Below are 19,814 nucleotides of genomic sequence, written 5' to 3'. Positions count from 1 at the left end.
ATGCTGATCGCCGCGACCATGCTGCTCCAGACGACAAGCTCGCTGGGCGCCACCAACTATAGCGTCGACGTGCCGATGGAGACGCCGACCACCGCGCCGGGCTTTGCCGACGAATTCAACGATCCCGAAATCGATACCGGCAAATGGCGCTACGACACGTCGCGCAATGCCCAGGGCTGGTACAACAACGAAAGGCAATATTACGCCGCCGACCGGGCCAAAAATGCGCGGATCGAGGATGGCGCGCTGGTGATCGAAGCACATCGCGAAACGCTCAAGCGCAGCGAGTTCGCCGATTGGGGCGGACAGGAATATACGTCCGCCAAGCTGGTGACCCGCGACCTGCTCGGCTATGGCTTTTACGAAATCCGCGCAAAGCTGCCCTGCGGTCGCGGCACCTGGCCGGCGATCTGGATGCTTCCCGAAACCGGCGAGTGGCCGGATCAGGGCGAAATCGACATCATGGAAATGGTCGGATGGGACGCCAATGTCGTCCATGGTACGCTCCATTCGGGCGCGTTCAACCATCGCCTCGGCACGCAGCGCGGCGCGCAGGTGACGATCCCCAGCGCCTGCACCGCCTATCACCGCTATCAGCTGAGCTGGACCAAGGACCGGATCCTGATCGGCTATGATGATCGCGGCTATATGGAGGTGCGCGACGATCAGCCCGGCGGCCATGCGGCATGGCCGTTCGACCGGCCCTATGCGCTGATCCTAAACCTTGCGATCGGCGGCGACTGGGGCGGCAAGGAAGGTATCGACGATACTGCCCTGCCCCAGCGCATGTCGGTCGATTATGTCCGCTTCTGGCCCGCGCCGGACACCGATTAGCGCCGCCCGCGCACCAGCAGCACGATCAGCCCGCCGATCAGCGTCAGCACCGCGAGCACCCATAAGGCGGGATCGAAATCCTCCGGCGTCGCCAGCAGCCAGGTGAGCGCTGGCCCCGCCAGGATCGGCAGCGTGTTGGTAAGGTTGAGCAGCCCCAGATCGCGCCCGCGATGGCGCGGATTGGGCAGCAACTGCATCGAAAAGGTTGCATGCAGCGCCAGAAAGATCGCGATGCCGGCGGTGTAGATGCACACGCCAACTGCCCCCGCCTGCCAGCTATCGGCCAGTGCCATGACGACGATTCCCGCCGATGCCAGCGCGGCAGTCGCGAACAGAAACGGCTTGCGCCGGTCGATCCGGTCGGAAATCCGGCCGAGCAGGATCGCCAGCGGCACCGGCGCCAAATAGGCGATCGTCAGCAAATTGCCGACCCGCGCCTTCATAGCCTCGCGCAATTCGGGCGCGATGCTCTCAAAATAATAGATGAGGTAGCTCGACAGCGCAGCGCCCGCCATCTGAACGAAAATGCGCGCGGTCCATGCGATCGCCATGTCGCCGCGCAGCATCTGTTTTTCCTGCTCGGGCATCACGGCATCGGCCACAATGCGCGGGCGAATCAGCAACAGCGGAAGGACGCACAGCGCCACTACCAGCGCAACGATCGCCAGATGCGCTGCCTCTGCGCCCGGCACCGCCACGAACATCCAGGCCGACAGCATCGTCGCCGCCGGCGATGCCAGCGACAACAGGCCACCGACCGTCCCCTTCTGGCCGTCGGGTATCTCCTCGGCCATCAGCGCGAACAGCGGCGCGAGGATGATGTTCACGGCGATCTGGAAAAAGACGATGGCGACCAGCACCGCCATCGGCGTGTCCGCCGCCGCCACGCCCGCGAAACTGAGCGCCAGCGCCGCCACGCCCAGCACCATCCATCCGCGCCGCCCCTTGCCCGCCGCAAAGCTGCGGTCGCTGAGCCAGCCGAAGACGATGTTGGAAATGCTCGCGGCCACCCCGCCGGCGATCACACAGGCGGTGAACACATCGAGCCGCGCGTCGCCCGCGATCCGCTCGACCTTTTCGGGCAGCATCAGCGCGAGCAGCGGCAGATAGGAAATCACCCCGCCGGCATAGGCAAGCCCGCACAGCAGCAGGAACCCCGTCGATCGGCGCTCGGGCGCAGCGGATGTAAGCGGTTCCATCGGCGCCACACTGCCCGTGCGCGCGGCGGCGGGCAAGCGCCTGCCGCCGCCGCGTGCGACGAATTACGGCGCGATGGTCGCGGGGTTCACATCGACCGTGAAACTCTGGCTGCGATCGGTGGCATCGCGTGCCAGCGCGACGGTGTAGCTGCCCCCCGCGATGCGCCATCCCGGCAGGCTGGTATCGTAATCGGCGAGGATGCGCGGTTCGGCGGTCAGCGTGACATGGCGCGTCTCACCGGGCAGCAGCGTGATGCGATCGAATGCCGCAAGCCGCATCGGATCGCCGCCATCGGTGCGCGTGATGTACATTTGCGGCACGTCCGCCCCTGCCCGATCGCCGGTATTCACGACATCGAACGACAGCGTGATCGTGTCGCCGCCGGTCACCGTGGCGTTGCGATAGGCAAAGCTGGTGTAGCTGAGGCCATGGCCAAAGGCGAAGAGCGGGGTCAGCCCCTGTTTTTCATACCAGCGATAGCCGACATCGGCGCCTTCGACATAATCGACCGGGAAGGTCCTGAGCTGATAGGCGCCGGCATTGGCGGGGTTGGCCGCCGCCTGTGCTTCGAGGCTGGTCAACGTTTCGAGGCCGACAGGAGCGGGACGCGGCGGCTGATCGGCGGATGCCGGGAAGGTGATCGGCAGGCGACCCGACGGGTTGACTCGCCCGGTCAGCAGATTGGCGATCGCCTCACCCCCGCGCTGGCCGGGATACCAGGCCTGCAACACCGCCGGCACCTGATCGATCCACGGCATCAGCACCGGTCCGCCGGTTTCCATCACCGCGACGGTTTTGGGCTGCGCCGCCGCGACCGCCGCGATCAGCGCGTCCTGCCCGTCGGGCAGGCGGATGTCGTCCACATCCTGTGCCTCGGTGGTCCATTGCGTCGCGAATATGATGGCCATGTCGGCATCGGCAGCCGCCTGTGCCGCAGCCGCCGGGTCCGACCCGTCGACAAAGCTGATCTGTGCATTGGGCAGCGCCGCCTGCAGCGCCCGCATCGGCGAGCTGTTGTGATAGGTCAGCCGCGCGAACGACATCGCCGCGCCTTCGGTCAGCGGCACTTCGATCGGCACCCCGCCGACCGAACGCACCTGGCTCGACCCGCCGCCCGAAAGCACGCCGACATCGGCATGGCCACCGATCAGCACGATCTTCTGCGCGGTGGTGGCGAGCGGCAGGATATCGCCTTGATTCTTGAGCAGCACGATGCCCGCTTCGGCGGCGCGCTGTGCAACATCGGCATGGACGTCATAGGGGATGGGCTGCGGATGCTCCGGCACCGGATTGTCGAGCACGCCGGCTTCGATCAGCCCGGTCAGGAAGCGCGCAACCATGTCGTCGATCCGCGCTTCGGATACTGCACCCGACTCCACGGCCGCCTTGAGCGGTTCACCGAAGAAAATCTGCGAATCGAGTTCCTGACCCGATTCCTGATCGAGCCCGGCAAGCGCGGCCTTGGCAGTCGAATGCACCCCGCCCCAGTCGCTCATCACCCAGCCTTGATAGCCCCAGTCGCGCTTGAGCACCTGATTCATCAGGAAGTCGTTCTCGCACGCCCAGTCGCCATTGACCTTGTTGTACGCGCACATCACCGAAGCCGGATTGCCGATCTCGATCGCGAGCTGAAACGCCAGCAGATCGGATTCGCGGAACGCCGCCTCATCGATTCGCGCGTCGAGCACCATCCGCCCGGTTTCCTGCGCATTGAGCGCGAAATGCTTCACCGTCGAAACGATCTTGTTCGACTGAACCCCTGCGATATGCGCGCCCGCCATCGTACCGGCGAGCAGCGGATCCTCGCCCAGATATTCGAAATTGCGCCCGTTCCACGGATCGCGGGTCAGGTTGACGCCGCCTGCGAGCATCACGTTGAACCCCTTGGCGCGCGCTTCGGCGCCGATCATCTCCCCGCCCTCGCGCGCAATGCCGGGATCGAAAGTCGCCGCGGTGGCAAGGCTGGAGGGAAGCGCGGTGGCGGTGTCGCCCTTGCGCTGCTCGACCTGGTTGGCGACGCCCAGCGAGGCATCGGTTTCGCGAATCGTCGGAATGCCCAGGCGCGGCAGCGCATCGAAATGCCCGGCCGACGGGACCAGCGTCTCTTCGGTCTTGCCGTCTGCCATCGGCGGGAACAGCCCGTGGAGCAATTTGATCTTCTCATCCAGCGTCATCTGCGCGACCAGCGAATCGGCCCGCGCCCGTGCGTCCTGAGCCGCCGCAGCCACCGCCGGCGCATCCTGCGCAACGGCAAAGGGAACCTGCAGCGTTCCGGCAAAAACACTTGCAAGAATCAACGATCTAAAGCGCTTGGTCATGCTCTTCCTCACCTGATTGCGGCGCCGCGTCGCTGCGCGCGACGAACGCTCTTCCTTGTCTTGGGCCGAACGGCCAGGCTGTCTGCAATTACTTGACAGCAGGATTGAAACTGCGCAAGTGAACGTTCTCATAACGATCGCATGGGACAGCCATGCAAGTAAAACTAGGGAGGGAGATCATGCGAAAATACGACGCTCGCGCTGTGTCCCGGTGGGCTCTGGGAGCCTCCGTGCTGGCGCTCACTGTTCCCGCGACTGCGTTCGCCCAGGACGCATCCGGCCAGTCCGAACAAACCCAGCCGCAGGAAACCCAGGGCGAGGAAATCGTCGTCACCGGCATCCGTGCCAGCTTGCGCGACTCGATGCTGATCAAGCGCGACGGTCAGGGCATCGTCGATGCGATCTCCGCCGAAGATATCGGCAAGTTCCCCGACACCAACCTCGCCGAATCGCTGCAGCGCATCACCGGCGTGTCGATCGACCGTTCGAACGGCGAAGGCTCGACCGTCACGGTTCGCGGTTTCGGTCCCGAATTCAATCTGGTGCTGCTCAACGGCCGCCAGATGCCGACCTCGACGCTCGGCGACGGCGCCAGCCCGCCCGCATCGCGCTCGTTCGATTTCGCCAACCTCGCGTCGGAAGGCATTTCGGCGGTCGAAGTGTATAAGAGCGGCCGCGCCTCGATCCCCAGTGGCGGCATCGGCTCGACGATCAACATCCTGACCCCGCGTCCGCTCGACCGGCCTGGCCTGCGCGGCAGCATCGCCGCCAAGGGCGTGCTCGATTCGTCGATGAACGGCGACCAGGAAATCACGCCCGAAGTTTCCGGAATCTTCAGCGACACCTTCGCCAATGACAGCATCGGCATCCTGATCGCCGGTTCGTACCAGCGCCGCAAGGCAAGCACGAACAGCGCCAATATCGACTGGCGCGACGGCTATCTGGGCAGCGACACGACCTCCTGGGGCGCGCTTCCCGCCGCGCCCGATGGCCGTGCGGCGAACATCACCAACCGTCCCGAAGGCAATGATGTCTATGCGGTGCCGCAGAACGGGTCGTACAACCTCAACGATATCGACCGCGAACGCCTCAACGGCCAGGCCGTGCTGCAGGTTCGCCCGATCGATTCGCTGACTGCCACCGTCGATTTCACCTATTCGCGCAACAAGGTGGAAGTGCGGAACAGCAATGTCGGCATCTGGTATAATTTCAACGACGTATCGAGCGAATGGACCGACGGCCCGGTCGCCGGACCGGTCTTTTATTCCGAAGCGTTCGGTGCGGGCGAGCGCAAGGATCTGTCCTATAGCGGCGCGCTGACCGCGAACGAGAGCGAGAACAAGTCGCTCGGCTTCAATCTGACCTGGGATGCGCCCGGCGGCGTGACGATGCAGCTCGACGCGCATCATTCGACTGCGGAATCAAAGCCGACCAATAAATATGGCTCGAGCGTTTCGGTGGGTAACGCCGTGTTCGGCGTTCAGAATCAGACCGAACGCTATGACAGCTATCTGCCGGTCATTTCGGTCAACATGTATCCGGGCATCGATCAGTATGACCCGGCGAACATCACGCCGACCGGCAATGCGTTCCGCAACGCCTATTTCCGGGACGAGATCAACCAGATCCAGCTGACGGGCCATTACGACCATCAGGGCAGCTTCCTCGACAGCATCGACTGGGGCATGTCCTACACCGAAAACAAGGTGCGGTCGGCCTATGGCTATATCCAGAACGAAACCTGGAGCGGCGCCGGTCCCGCGTCGGACATTCCCGACGACATCTTCACCTATGTCTCGCTGCCCGACAAATTTTCCGGGCTCGACGGCGCCGACGATCCGAACATGATCCAGGGCCTCTACAGCTTCGATTTCGAACGGATGGTCGATCTGATCGAAAGCCTGTACGGCACGTGCAGTTCGCCGCAGGCCGGCACGGCTCCGGCGGGCACCTGCCTTGCCGACTTCACCGTCGATCGCCGCATCACCGAAAAGACGGTGTCGCCCTATCTGCAGATCAACAACGAATTCATGCTGTTCAGCAATCCGGCGCATCTGCGCGCGGGGGTACGCTATGAATTCACCAGCATTTCCTCCGGAGCGCTGGTGCCGATTCCCGACGGGACGTCGTGGAACGCCGCGAACGAATTCTATATCTCCTATTCGGGCGATCAGGACTTCACGCGGTTCAAGGGCGAATATGAAAACTGGCTGCCCGCGATCGATTTCGACATGGAGCCGGTCCGCGATGTGAAGCTGCGCGCATCGTACAGCCACACCATCACCCGCGCCGATTATGGCAGCCTTCAGGGCGGTCTGACGCTCGACACCCAGTTCCGTGTCGGCGGCGGCACCGGCAGCAACGGCAATCCGGGGCTGCTGCCGTATAAATCGAAGAATATCGATCTGTCGGCGGAATGGTATTACGGCCCGTCGAGCTACATTTCGGTCGGCTATTTCCACAAGGACGTGTCGAACTTCATTTCGCAGGACCGCACCGACATGTCGGCGTTCGGCCTGCGGACGGTGTTCGGCGGCCCGCGCTATCAGGCCGCGCTTGCCGCCCTGGGGTCCGGCGCTTCGGCGCAGGATATCCGCCAGTATATCTTCGACAACTATCCCGGTTCGACCAATCCGACGGGCACCGATCCGGCGGGCTATACGACCGGCGAAATCTATTCGCTCGACGAAGATCCGCTGGTCAATTTCCAGGTCAATCAGCCGGTCAACAATTCGCAGACCGCACAGCTGTACGGTTGGGAATTCGCGATCCAGCACAGCTTCTGGGAAACCGGCTTCGGCGTCATCCTGAACTATACGATCGTCAACGGCGACGCGACCTACGACAACACCCAGCCCTACAACGTCACGCAATTCGCGCTGACCGGGCTGAGCGACAGCGCCAATGCCGTGATCTTCTATGACAAGGGGCCGATCCAGGCGCGTGTCGCGTATAACTGGCGCGACGAGTTCCTGCAGGGCACCGGCGCCAACCCCTTCTATGTCGAGGCCTATGGCCAGGTGGACGCGAGCGCGAGCTATGAGTTCATCCCCGGCTTCACGGCCTTTGTCGAAGGGATCAATCTCACCGGGGAAAGCCGGCGCGGCCATCGCCGCTCGGACAATACGGTGACCTTCGTCTCGCCCGGATATGCCCGATATTCGGCGGGTCTCCGCTTCACCTATTGAGTGAAGCCAATAATTGCCTCCCCGAACTAAAAGGAGAAGTCACGCTCGATCGGGCGTGACTTCTCCCCTATTTCCGGGCGAGGATACTCCTTTTTCCGAGGCATGCGGTGGACAGGCCGATCGCACAGATTGTCATCGTCGGCGGGGGAACCGCCGGATGGCTGGCGGCGTGCCTGATCGCGGCCCGCGCCGATCGCGATGCGCCCTCCCCGCTTCAGGTCACGCTGATCGAATCGCCTGACATTCCCACTATCGGCGTCGGCGAAGGCACCTGGCCGACAATGCGCCACACGCTGCAGCGCATCGGCATTTCCGAAACCGAATTTCTGATCGCATGCGACGCGAGTTTCAAACAGGGTTCGCGCTTCGACGGCTGGCGCACCGGCGCGCCGGACGATCGCTATTACCATCCCTTCACGCCGCCGGTCGAAGGCGATCCGCGCGATATCGTCGCGGCGTGGCGCGACACCGGTCCGGCAAGCGATTTTGCCGCCACCTTGTGTGCGCAGCCGGCAATATGCGACCGCATGCTCGCGCCGCGCCAGCGCAACATGGCCGAATATGGCGGCGCGCTGAACTATGCCTATCATCTCGACGCCGGAAAGCTCGCCATGCTGCTCGCCCGGCACGGCGCCGAACGGCTGGGCGTGCGGCACATCCGCGACCATGTCGACGCCGTCGAAGCCACAGCGGATGGCGACATCGCCGCCGTGACCACGCGCGGCTCCGGCCGGATAACCGGCGATCTCTTCCTCGATTGCACCGGCCATGCCGCATTGCTGCTCGGCGGCCATTATGACGTGCCGGTGATCGATCGCAGCGACACATTGTTCAACGATCGCGCGCTGGCCGTGCAGGTACCGGTGGCACCCGACAGCCCGATCGCGTCGCAGACCACCGGTACTGCGCATGCCGCGGGCTGGATCTGGGACATCGGCCTGCCGACGCGGCGCGGCATCGGCTGTGTCTATGCCTCGCGTTATTTGAACGACGACGCGGCGGAGGCAACGCTCCGCGATTATATCGCGCGCGTGGTGCCCGGCGCCGATATCGATGCGCTCGCCCCGCGCCGCCTTTCCTTCCGATCGGGCCATCGCGAACGTTTCTGGGAGCGCAACTGCCTCGCCATCGGTCTGTCGGCGGGATTTGTCGAACCGCTCGAAGCGTCGGCGATCGTGATGATCGAATTGTCGCTCGATGCGCTGCTCGATAATTTTCCTGCGACGCGTTCGGCGATGGATCTGCACGCCCGTCGGTTCAACGCGCTGTTCCGCACCCGCTGGGACCGGATCGTCGAATTCCTCAAGCTTCATTATGTGCTGAGCGAACGCGACGAGCCCTATTGGCGCGCGCATCGCGACTCCGCGACGATCCCGCCGCGCCTTGGCGAACTGCTTGAAATCTGGCGCTATCATCCGCCTTCGACCACCGATCTCGATCGCGTCGACGAGATTTTCCCGGCCGCCAGCTATCAATATGTCCTCTACGGCATGGGCTTTCCTCCGCCGCCCGACGGTGCCATCCGTACCGGCCCGCGCGAACCGCTGAATCGCGCGTTCGAACAGACGCATCAGCGCGCCCGTGCGCTTGCCGCAGCGCTGCCCGACAACCGCGCCTATCTTGACGCGGTCCGGGCGGCAGGCCTTATTCCCTCTCAAGAGCACGCCATCCAGTCATGACCAGCCACACCGTCCTCACTGCGCAAGCGCATGCCGATCTGCGCATCTCCACCGATCGCAGCGCCGATCTGGGCGATGCGGTGATGTGCTGCATCACCGTGCCCAACGAGTTTCGGCGGGTTCAGAACGAATATCCGATCCTGTTCCGGCTGAATGTCGAGCGTGACGCCTTTACTGCGCTCGCCATGTTCGGTTTCGAAACCGGCGAAAACCTGTTCCTGGAAAACGGGGGCTGGGACGCGCGCTATCGCCCGCTGGCGATGGACATTCAGCCATTCCTGATCGGGCGCGCCGCACCTGATTCCGAGGAGCGACAGGTCCATATCGACATGGCGAGCCCGCGCATCGCCGCCGATGGCGTCCGCGTGTTCGATGAAGTGGGGCGCCCCACTCCCTTCCTCGACCACATTACCGAAAAGCTGGGCGAGCTCGACGCCGGCTATGTCGCCTCTCCCGATTTCTTCGCGGCGATCCAGCGTTATGATCTGCTTGAGCCGCTGACACTCGAAGTGACGCTGGAGGATGGTTCGACCAATCGGCTGGTCGGGTTCCACATCGTCGATGAGGCGAAGCTGCGCGATCTCGATGCCGCTGCGCTCGCCGATCTCCATGCCGCCGGGCATCTGATGCCGCTGTTCATGGCAGTGGCCTCGCTCGGCAATCTCGACGCGCTGGTCGCGCGCAAGAACCGCCGGATGCGCCATGGCTGAACGCGATCCCGGACCGTTTCAGGCGGCGGCGAGCATTCGCGAAGTCGAAGCCGCCGATGCGGCTGCGCTCGATATGCTGCTGCGCGACGCAACGACGCCGTTCGTCATTCGCGGGCTGGTGGCGCACTGGCCGCTGGTCGAGGCTGCGCGCCAGTCGCCGCGTGCCGCGCGCGACTATCTGCTCGGCCTCAGCCGCGACATGGACTTCACGGTGTCGGTCGGACAGCCACAGGATGACGGGCGGCTGTTCTATAACGCCGACGCCACGGCGATGAATTTCAACACGTTCAAGGGCAAGCTGCCCGGCATCTTCGCGCAGTTCGACAAGGGCGAGGAACTGGGCGACGCGCGCGCCATCTATATCGCGTCGACCGACGTGCATCAGTATTTCGATGGCCTGGACGCGGCGAACCATGTCGATCTGGGGGAACGCGACCTGCTCGCCAGCATCTGGATCGGCACGCATACGCGGATTGCGGCGCATAACGACTTTCCCGACAATCTCGCCTGTGTCGCCGCCGGACGGCGCCGTTTCACGCTGTTCCCGCCCGATCAGTTCCGCAACCTCTATCTCGGCCCGGTGGACAATACCCCTGCCGGCCGCGCAGTGAGCATGGTCGATTTCCACGCACCCGATTTCGATCGTTTTCCGCGCTTTCGCGACGCGCTCGAACATGCGCAGATCGCCGATCTGGAGCCGGGCGACGCGCTGCACATCCCCAGCATGTGGTGGCACCATGTCGAAGGGCTCGATCGCTTCAACATCCTGGTCAATTACTGGTGGCGCGAAACCCCGCGCTGGCTGGGCCAGCCGCAGGACGCGCTCAACCACGCGATGCTGTCGATCCGCGATTTGCCGGCGGACGAGAAAGCGCATTGGCGCGATCTGTTCGATTATTATGTGTTCGGCGATCAGGCCGATGTCGTGGCGCATATTCCCGAGCCCGGCCGCAGCGTTCTTTCGCCGCTGACTCCCGAAAAGGCGGCGCGCATGCGCGGCTTCATCCTGCGGCAGCTCAGCCGGTGAGCGCGATGGAAGGAAGATTGCGCCGCGTGGTGATCGCGGGCGGCGGCACCGCCGGCTGGATGGCGGCGGCGGCGATCGCGCGCGTGCTGGGATCGGCAGTCGATGTGACGCTGGTCGAATCCGATGCGATCGGCACGGTGGGCGTGGGTGAATCGACCATTCCGCCGCTGGTCGCCTACAACCGGTTGCTCGGCATCAACGAAGCCGATTTCATGCGCGCGACCAACGCGACCTTCAAACTCGGCATCAATTTCGAAGGGTGGCGCAACGGCACCGACAGCTATTTCCACAGCTTCGGCATCACCGGCAAGGATCACTGGTCCGCCGGATTCCAGCATTTCTGGCGCTATGGCCGCGAACGCGGGCATGACCAGCCCTATGCCGATTACTGTCTGGAGCTGGGCGCGGCGATGGCGGGCAAGTTCGCGCATCTGCCCGACAATGGGCTCAACTATGCCTATCAGCTCGACGCCACCGCCTATGCCCGGTTCCTGCGCAACATGGCCGAAGGCGACGGCACCACACGCATCGAAGGCCGGATCGCTCAGGTCGAACTCGATGGCGAGAGCGGCGATATCGCCGCGCTTACGCTCGATTCCGGGCAACGGATCGAAGGCGATCTGTTCCTCGATTGCACCGGCTTTCGCGCGCTGCTGATCGAAGGGGCACTCCACGCCGGTTTCGACGACTGGACTCACTGGCTGCCCTGCGACGCGGCGATCGCGGTCCAGACCGAAAATGTCCGCCCGCCCATCCCCTATACCCGCGCGATGGCGCATGATGCCGGCTGGCAATGGCGCATCCCGCTGCAGCACCGCACCGGCAATGGCCTGGTCTATTGCAGCCGCTATCTGTCGCAGGACGCTGCGCTCGAACGGCTGCTCGGCAATATCGAGGGCAAGCCGCTGACCGAGCCCAACAAGCTGCGCTTCACCACCGGCGCGCGGCGGCGGCAATGGCATCGCAACTGCGTTGCGATCGGCCTGTCGGGCGGGTTCATGGAGCCGCTCGAATCGACCAGCATCCACTTGATCCAGCGTGCCGTGCTGCGCCTTATCCGGATGATGCCGCTCGATCGCATCAGCCCGCGCGATATTGCCGAATTCAACGACCAGCAGCATGTCGACATGGTGCAGATCCGCGACTTCCTGATCCTCCACTATAAAGTGACCGAACGCGACGACAGCGCCTTCTGGCGCCAGTGCCGCGACATGGAAATTCCCGACACGCTGACTCAAAAGATCGAACTGTTCCGCGAAACCGGTCGCGTCTTCCGCCGCAACGAGGAATTGTTCGCCGAAAACAGCTGGGTCCAGGTGATGCTGGGTCAGGGTATCGTCCCGCAAAGCCACCACCCGATTGCCGAAAAACTGAACGACGAGGAGCTCGCTTCGCTGCTTTCCAACCTGCGTGACCTGGTCACGCGCACCGTATCGGGCCTGCCCGACCATGCCGCCTATGTCGCCCGCTATTGCGGCGCACGACAGCCCGAAGCGGTCTGAACGCAAGACCATGGCGCGAAGACGGCAATCCGTAACCATCAAACATGTCGCCGCCGATGCAGGGGTCTCCCTGCAGACGGTGAGCCGCGTGATCAACAAGGAGCCCAATGTCCGGCCCGAGATGCTCGAGCGGGTTCAGGCTTCGATCGACAAGCTCGGCTATGTCCCCTCCATCGCCGCGCAGCGGATGAGCGGATCGCGATCCTATCTGATCATGGCACTGAACGATCGCGAGCGGACGATCGCCGACTGGCGCAAACGCGAAGGCACCGACTGGGTCGACCAGATGCTGCTGGGCGGCATGCTCAAATGCGCCGAACATGGCTATCGCCTGATCGTCGAACTGATCGACACGCATAGCGACCATATCGAGCGCGAATTGCGCGCGGCCATCGCCGCGCTGCAACCCGATGGCGTGATCCTGACGCCGCCGCATTCGCAGAACCCGGCGATCCTCGAACTGCTCGACGAACATAAGATCAGCGTCGCGCGGATCGGGTCGCTGTGCGAAGGCCCTGGTTTCCGGCTGACGATGGACGACGATCACGCCGCGCGACTGGCGACCGAGCATCTCGTCGCGCTCGGCCATCGCCGCATCGGCTTTATCGGCGGCGATCCCGAATATGAACTCAGCGCGTGGCGCGTCGAAGGGTGGAAGGCCGCGATGGCCGATGCCGGGCTCGACATCGACGGCCTGCTGACCGAAGGCGATTTCGGCTATGAATCGGGCCGCGCCGCCGCCGAACGCCTATTGTCTGCGGATGTCGGCGCGACTGCCATTATCGGCAGCGCCGATCAGTTGCAGGCGGTGATGGAATACGCCCGCAACCGCGGTCTCACCATCCCGCGCGACCTGTCGCTGGTCAGTTTCGACGACACGCCGATCGTCCGCTTCGCGCATCCGCCGCTGACTGCGGTGCACCAGCCGATCGCAGAGGTTGCCGAAGCCGCCGTCGAACTGATCATCGAACAGCAACGGCGCAAGAAACCCGCGACCGAACCGCGCATCGTCGCGGCCAGCCTGATCATTCGCGAATCCACCGGCCCGGCCCCCGGCACCGCCTGAGCGCCGCCGGGTCGGGACTGGTTCAGGCCGCCGCCTGGCGCAGCGCGATATAGCGCGACAGATGCTCGTCCTCGTCGCCGAGCAGATGGCCGATCATCGTCAGCCGCTTGGCATAATGCGACAGCGGCAATTCCCAGGTCATGCCGATCCCGCCATGCAGCTGAATCGCTTCTTCGGCGGTCAGTTTGCCGACCGTGCCGATAGTATATTTGGCCGCTGACGCCGCCGCGTCGCGGACATTCGGCGCCTTGTCGAGCGCCGCCGCCGCATTGATCGCCGCCGAACGCGCCTGCTCGATTTCGAGCGCGACCGTCGCCATGCGATGCTGCAGCGCCTGAAACTTGCCGATCGGAATGCCGAACTGCTTGCGCGTGCGCAGATATTCGATCGTCTGCGCGCGCAGCACGTCCATGATCGCGACCGCTTCCCAGCTGAGCGCAGTAAGCCCCGCCGCCGTCGCATCGTCGATCAGGGCCTGCCCCTCGCCGTCGCTGCCCAGCAATTCGGCGGGCGTATCGGCGAGCGTCAGCTCGCCAGCCGCGCCGCCATCGACCAGCGGATAATCGCGGATCGACACACCGGCCGCGTCGCCGCGCACCAGAAACAGCGAGGTGCCCGTGTCGGTCTGCGCGCTCACCACGATCAGCTCCGCCCCGGCGACATAGCCGACCACGCCCTTGCCGCCCGACAATTTCCAGCCATCGCCATTCGATGCCGCGTGCATCGGTGCAACCGGGCTGCCGTTCGCACCCATCATCGGCGTATCGGCAAAGGTGATGCGGGTTTCGCCGCTGATCACGCCGGCCAGTTCTTCGCTGCGCCCCGTTGCCGCCAGCACTCTGCCGGCCATCAGCGTTTCGAGGAACGGCCCGACTGCGATCGCGCGCCCGACTTCGCCGAACACCGCGCCGATATCGAAGGGCGATCCGCCATAGCCGCCCGCATCCTCGCGGAAAAACGCGCCGATCACGCCGAGTTCGGCAAGCCCGTTCCACATTGCACGCGACCAGCCTTCGGACGAGGCAATCGCTTTTTCGCGCGCGCTGAAGTCAAAGGTGTCGGCCAGATAGCGCCCCACCGAATCGACCAGCATCTGCCGGTCTTCACCAAGCGAGAAATCCATCGGTCAGAGCTCCAGAATCGATTTGGTGATGATTTCGCGCTGCACTTCGTTCGATCCGCCGAAGATCGAGAGTTTGCGCATGTTGAAATAGTCCGATGCCACCGGCGCCGCCCAATCGGGTCCGACCGGTTCGCCGTTAAACCCTTCCTCGAACGCGGCATGGATCCAGGGCTGGGCATAGCTGCCCGCCGCGCGGCGCATCAGATCGGTAAGTGCCTGACGGATTTCGGTGCCGCGGATTTTCAGCATCGAACTTTCGGCGGTCGGCGCATGACCCGCGCCCGCCGCCGCCAGCACGCGCAGGTTCGTCGTCTTCATATTCTCCAGATCGATCTCGACCTTTGCCATGCGCGCCGCGAACAACGGGTCTTCGGCCAGCGGCCCGCCGTTGCGCATCGTCGTCTTGGCAACCTGCTGCAACTGCTCGAACGCAGCGATCGATGCGCCGACCCCGGCGATATTGGTCCGTTCATAGGTCAGCAGATATTTGGCGTAGGTCCAGCCCTTATTCTCTTCGCCGACCAAGTTTGCGACCGGCACGCGAACATCGGTGAAGAACACTTCATTCACTTCATGATCGCCGTCGAGCAGCTTGATCGGACGAACCTCGATCCCCGGCGTCTTCATGTCGATCAACAGGAAGGAAATGCCCTCCTGCTTCTTGCCTTCGTTCGACGTGCGGACGAGGCAGAAGATCCAGTCGGCATATTGGCCGAGCGTCGTCCAGGTCTTTTGCCCGTTGACGATATAATCATCGCCGTCGCGCACCGCCTGGGTCTTCAGGCTGGCAAGATCGGACCCCGCGCCCGGTTCCGAATAGCCCTGACACCACCAGTCGGTCCCATCCAGGATGCGCGGCAGATAGTGTTTCTTCTGTTCCTCGCTGCCATATTTGATCAGCACCGGCGCCAGCATCGACAGGCCGAAAGGAACGATGCGCGGGGCATGTGCCTTCGACACTTCCTCTTCGAAAATCGCGCGCTGCATCACCGTCCAACCGGTGCCGCCCCATTCGACCGGCCAGTGATTGGCGAGCCAGCCGCGCGCATTGAGGATGGCGTGCCATTCCTCCATGTCTTCCTTCCTGAGGTTCTGGCCGTTGCGCACCTTGTCCGACAGCCGCGCCGGCAGTTTTTCCTTCAGGAATGCGCGCACTTCCTCGCGAAATGCCTTTTCCTCTTCGGTGAATTCGAGATCCATGGTCGTTTTCCCGGGTTCAGACGATTTCAAACAGGCCGGCCGCGCCCATGCCGCCCGCGACGCACATCGACACGACGACATAGCGGACGCCGCGACGGCGGCCTTCGATCAGGGCGTGGCCGACCAGCCGGCTGCCGGTCATGCCGAACGGGTGACCGATCGCGATCGCGCCGCCATCGACATTGAGCTTTTCAGGATCGATGCCCAGCTTGTCGCGGCAATAAAGCGCCTGGCTGGCAAAGGCTTCGTTGATTTCCCACAGGCCGATATCGCCAACCGAAAGCCCGGCGCGGTCGAGCAATTTGGGAATTGCGAATACCGGGCCGATGCCCATTTCATCGGGCGCGCATCCCGCCGCCTGAAAGCCGCGAAACACGCCCAGGATGGTCTTGCCCTCTGCCTGCGCCGTTGCGCGGTCCATCAGCAGTTGCGCCGACGCGCCGTCGGACAACTGGCTGGCATTGCCGGCAGTGACGTTGCGCCCTTCCTTCACTTTCGCGCCGTCCTTCCAGACCGGCTTGAGGCCGGACAGCGCTTCGTAACTGGTGTCGGCGCGAATGCCTTCATCGCTGGTCAGCGTCACGGTCTCGCGCCCGGTTTCACTGTCGTCCTTGGCGCGCATCAGCTTTTCGGCGGTCAGCGGCACGATTTCCTCGGCAAGCCGCCCCTGCGCAGTCGCCGCGGCGGCGCGCTGCTGGCTTTCGACGGCGAAGCGGTCCTGCGCCTCGCGGCTGACGCCATAGCGTTCGGCAACGATCTCGGCGGTTTCGATCATCGCCATATAAGCATCGCTTTCCGCCGCGATCACGCTCGGCGATCGCCAGCCGGGCTGGACCATGCCCGGCACGCTGGTCAGCGAAATCGATTCCCCGCCGCCCGCCAGAATGACATCGGCGTCATTGGCGATGATCGACCGTGCGGCGAGCGCGACCGTCGTCAGCCCCGACGCGCATTTGCGATCGAGCGTGAACGCCGGCAGCGATTGCGGCAGCCCGGCGGTAAACACGCTCATCCGCCCGATATTGTAGAATTGCGGGCCATATTGATTGCCCGTGCCATAGAAAATGTCGTCGATCCGATCGGGCGACACCCCTGCCCGATCGATCACCGCGTTCATGACATGCGCGGCAAGCACATCGGGCGTCGTATTGTTGAACGCCCCGCGATGCGCCCGCCCGATCGGCGTGCGTGCCGTTGCGACGATAGCGGCTTCGCGCGTCATTTTCTCTCCACCGGTTTCCGGCCGGCGCCCGCCCGCTTGCACGGGGCGAGTCGCCGGGCCTCTCCTGACCAAATTCGCGGAAAGCCATACGCAATATTCGATACCTTGCCAAATATCGCGATTTCATGCGGTTTACAGGCGTAACCTATCTTTCAAACCACCGCGTCAACCGGGTTGACGTGCAGCAACCGGCACAAACAAAAAGGCCGGAGCCGCATTGCGCGGCCCCGGCCATCCTCTCAAACTGTCGACGTTGTCAGGCGGGTTCCTGCACCGGGGCCAGCTGCCGCGCCTTCGCTTTTGCCCGCCAGGCGTGCAACAGCGGCTCGGTATAACCATTGGGCTGCTCGCGCCCTTCGAACACCAATGCACGCGCCGCCTGAAATGCCAGGCTGGCATCCGGGTCCGGCGCCATCGGACGATAGGCGGGATCGCCTGCATTCTGACGATCGACCACCTCGGCCATGCGCAGCAGCGCGGCATCGACCTCCGTAGCTGAACAGACGCCATGGAACAGCCAGTTGGCCATATGCTGCGAGGAAATGCGCAAGGTCGCGCGATCTTCCATCAGCCCGACATCGTGAATGTCGGGCACTTTCGAACAACCGACGCCCTGATCGATCCAGCGCGACACATAGCCCAATATGCCCTGCGCATTATTGTCGAGCTCGTCGCGGATTTCCTGTTGCGACCAGTTGACGCCATCGGCGAACGGCACCGTCAGCAGCTTCTCCAGCGGCGCGACATTCTCTGCCTTGCGTTCGTCCTGTCGCGCGAACACATCGACCTTGTGATAATGGGTGGCGTGCAGCGTGGCCGCAGTAGGCGACGGCACCCAGGCCGTCGTGGCGCCCGATCGGGGGTGGCCGATCTTCGCCTCGAGCATGTCCGCCATGCGATCGGGCGCGGCCCACATGCCCTTGCCGATCTGCGCCTTGCCCGAAAGGCCGCAGGCAAGCCCGATCTGGACGTTGCGGTCCTCATAGGCCGTGATCCAGTCGCTGGTCTTCATCTCGCCCTTGCGGATCATCGCCCCGCCCAGCATCGCGGTGTGCATCTCATCGCCCGTGCGATCGAGGAAGCCGGTGTTGATGAACATGATGCGATGCTTCACCGCATGGATGCACGCGGCGAGATTGGCCGATGTCCGCCGCTCCTCGTCCATCACGCCGATCTTGATCGTGTGCCGGTCGAGCCCGAGCATGTCCTCGACTGCGTCGAACAAATCATTGCTGAACGCGGCTTCGTCGGGCCCGTGCATCTTGGGCTTGACGATATAGATCGATCCTTCGGGACTGTTGCGATATTGCCCGTTGGCGAGCACGTCATGCTTGCCGATCAAACTGGTGAACACGGCGTCGAGCAGCCCTTCAAACGCTTCGCTGCCATCGGGCAGGCGCACCGCCGGATTGGTCATCAGATGGCCGACATTGCGCACGAAGAGCAGGCTGCGCCCCGGCATCATCAGTTCGCCGCCATCGGCAGCTTCATAGCGACGATCCGGGTTGAGCCGCCGCGTCATCGTCCGCCCGCCCTTGTCGAACGTCTCTTCCAGATCGCCCTTCATCAGGCCCAGCCAGTTGCGATAGGCGGCGATCTTGTCTTCGGCATCGACCGCAGCGACCGAATCCTCAAGGTCGCAGATCGTGGTCAGCGCCGATTCGAGGATGACGTCGGCGATATGCGCCGGATCAGTCTTGCCGATGGGGTGCGTGGCATCGACCATCACTTCGATATGCAGGCCATTATGGCGGAACAGCGCGCCGGTCTCGCTTTTACCGACATATTGCGACGGATCGGCGAGCGGCAGGTTGTCCGTGTCGGTCAGATCGGCCCATTTCATGGCCTTGAGCGGCACGGCCTCATCGAGAAACGCCTTGGCCCAGGCAATCACCTTCGCCCCGCGCTCGGGATCATAGCCGCCCGGCTTTGCTTCGCCTGGAATCGCATCGGTGCCGTACAGCGCATCATAGAGGCTCCCCCAGCGCGCATTGGCGGCATTGAGCAGGAAACGCGCATTGAGGATCGGGACCACCAGCTGCGGACCGGCAGTCGTCGCGACTTCGGCATCGACGTCCTGCGGATCGACAGTGAAGGGCGCCGGCGCGTCGACCAGATAGCCGATCTGACGCAGATGCGCCTCATGCTCGGCCGGGTCGAAAGCCTGCCCCTGACGCGCGCGATACCAGTCGTCGATCTGACCCTGCATGCGGTCGCGGATCGCCAGCAATTCGCGGTTGCGCGGCGTAAAGTCGGCAAGGATGTTCGCCAGCCCCCGCCAGAGCGCCTCGGCCGATACGCCCGTCCCGGGAAGCACCTCATCCTCGATGAATGCGGCGAGGCCGGCGTCGATGGTCAGGTCTGCGCGGGTAAGCGTGGTCATGGAATTTCCTTGGGTGGGTTTTCGAGCAGCAGATGCGCTGTAAGTCGCATACGTCATGCGCAACCCTTGGGCGCGCTCTGGCAACCATTTGCGCTCAGCTGTAAACTGGCCTGACCGACGCCCGGCTCTCGTATCGGGCGTCGGTCAAGCGCGTCGCTCAGCCTTCGATGCGGCCGAGACGGTGATAGAGCGCGGCGTATTTCACCGATTCCGGCTTGTCCTGCACTTCCTTCAGATAGTGCAGCACGGCAGTGCGGATCAGGCTGAAATCCTCGGTCGAAAATGCGGCCCGGGGACGCATGGTCATCTGGTTCATCGGACGATCCTCTTCGTCAGTCATGGTGGCACTCCTTCCCCCGATT

14 protein-coding genes are annotated in these 19,814 nt (G+C 63.7%); 7 read left to right on the top strand and 7 right to left on the bottom strand.

The genetic code is table 11. From position 1 onward, the window contains the following. On the top strand, nucleotides 1-834 hold the full coding sequence (locus DKB74_RS00985) for a glycoside hydrolase family 16 protein (protein WP_109806256.1): 834 nt from the start codon (nucleotides 1-3) through the stop codon (nucleotides 832-834). Here DKB74_RS00985 and DKB74_RS00980 read toward each other — a convergent pair. Together DKB74_RS00980 and DKB74_RS00975 are read right to left on the bottom strand one after the other, a co-directional pair. Next, on the bottom strand, nucleotides 831-2,033 hold the full coding sequence (locus DKB74_RS00980; protein ID WP_109807034.1) for an MFS transporter: 1,203 nt from the start codon (nucleotides 2,031-2,033) through the stop codon (nucleotides 831-833). The genes DKB74_RS00985 and DKB74_RS00980 overlap by 4 nt on opposite strands. Before the next feature lie 63 nt (nucleotides 2,034-2,096). Next, nucleotides 2,097-4,352 carry a beta-glucosidase gene (locus DKB74_RS00975; RefSeq protein WP_109806255.1) on the bottom strand — a complete coding sequence of 752 codons (2,256 nt, stop codon included), beginning with the start codon at nucleotides 4,350-4,352 and terminating at the stop codon, nucleotides 2,097-2,099. A 179-nt stretch (nucleotides 4,353-4,531) separates the two neighbouring features. On the opposite strand from DKB74_RS00975, the gene DKB74_RS00970 reads away from it, so the two are divergent. The 6 genes from DKB74_RS00970 (at nucleotide 4,532) to DKB74_RS00945 (ending at nucleotide 13,524) form a co-directional block, all read left to right on the top strand. Beyond that, on the top strand, nucleotides 4,532-7,540 hold the full coding sequence (locus tag DKB74_RS00970) for a TonB-dependent receptor (RefSeq protein ID WP_109806254.1): 3,009 nt from the start codon (nucleotides 4,532-4,534) through the stop codon (nucleotides 7,538-7,540). 107 nt (nucleotides 7,541-7,647) lie between these two features. Continuing rightward, the gene (locus DKB74_RS00965) at nucleotides 7,648-9,219 is read left to right on the top strand and encodes a tryptophan halogenase family protein (protein ID WP_109806253.1); all 1,572 of its coding nucleotides are present in this window, start codon (nucleotides 7,648-7,650) and stop codon (nucleotides 9,217-9,219) included. Further along, a complete protein-coding gene (locus tag DKB74_RS00960) occupies nucleotides 9,216-9,929 on the top strand; it encodes a SapC family protein (protein ID WP_109806252.1) in 714 nt (237 codons plus the stop codon). Before DKB74_RS00965 ends, DKB74_RS00960 begins: the two co-directional genes overlap by 4 nt. Continuing rightward, complete coding sequence (locus tag DKB74_RS00955; protein ID WP_109806251.1) at nucleotides 9,922-10,956, top strand: cupin-like domain-containing protein; 1,035 nt, start codon at nucleotides 9,922-9,924, stop codon at nucleotides 10,954-10,956. Before DKB74_RS00960 ends, DKB74_RS00955 begins: the two co-directional genes overlap by 8 nt. A gap of 5 nt (nucleotides 10,957-10,961) precedes the next feature. After that, nucleotides 10,962-12,458 (top strand): tryptophan halogenase family protein, encoded by a 1,497-nt coding sequence (locus DKB74_RS00950; RefSeq protein WP_109806250.1) that lies wholly within the window; start codon nucleotides 10,962-10,964, stop codon nucleotides 12,456-12,458. Nucleotides 12,459-12,468: 10 nt separating this feature from the next. After that, nucleotides 12,469-13,524 carry a LacI family DNA-binding transcriptional regulator gene (locus DKB74_RS00945; protein WP_109807033.1) on the top strand — a complete coding sequence of 352 codons (1,056 nt, stop codon included), beginning with the start codon at nucleotides 12,469-12,471 and terminating at the stop codon, nucleotides 13,522-13,524. 22 nt (nucleotides 13,525-13,546) lie between these two features. On the opposite strand, the gene DKB74_RS00940 is transcribed toward DKB74_RS00945, so the two are convergent. From DKB74_RS00940 to DKB74_RS18795, 5 genes are all read right to left on the bottom strand, one after another. Next, on the bottom strand, nucleotides 13,547-14,647 hold the full coding sequence (locus DKB74_RS00940; RefSeq protein ID WP_109806249.1) for an acyl-CoA dehydrogenase family protein: 1,101 nt from the start codon (nucleotides 14,645-14,647) through the stop codon (nucleotides 13,547-13,549). Nucleotides 14,648-14,650: 3 nt separating this feature from the next. Next, complete coding sequence (locus DKB74_RS00935; RefSeq protein ID WP_109806248.1) at nucleotides 14,651-15,847, bottom strand: acyl-CoA dehydrogenase family protein; 1,197 nt, start codon at nucleotides 15,845-15,847, stop codon at nucleotides 14,651-14,653. A 16-nt stretch (nucleotides 15,848-15,863) separates the two neighbouring features. Further along, nucleotides 15,864-17,069 (bottom strand): thiolase family protein, encoded by a 1,206-nt coding sequence (locus tag DKB74_RS00930; protein ID WP_109807032.1) that lies wholly within the window; start codon nucleotides 17,067-17,069, stop codon nucleotides 15,864-15,866. A gap of 256 nt (nucleotides 17,070-17,325) precedes the next feature. After that, on the bottom strand, nucleotides 17,326-19,452 hold the full coding sequence (locus DKB74_RS00925; protein ID WP_109806247.1) for a malate synthase G: 2,127 nt from the start codon (nucleotides 19,450-19,452) through the stop codon (nucleotides 17,326-17,328). Between the two features lie 157 nt (nucleotides 19,453-19,609). Further along, complete coding sequence (locus DKB74_RS18795) at nucleotides 19,610-19,792, bottom strand: hypothetical protein (RefSeq protein ID WP_109806246.1); 183 nt, start codon at nucleotides 19,790-19,792, stop codon at nucleotides 19,610-19,612. Nucleotides 19,793-19,814 lie beyond the last annotated feature (22 nt).

This window comes from Stakelama portus (genome assembly GCF_003171655.1).
In the GTDB taxonomy this organism is placed as follows: Bacteria; Pseudomonadota; Alphaproteobacteria; order Sphingomonadales; family Sphingomonadaceae; genus Sphingomonas; species Sphingomonas portus.
The sequence above is the reverse complement of the archived record's forward strand: the minus strand, read 5'-3'. Positions and strand labels throughout refer to the sequence as shown.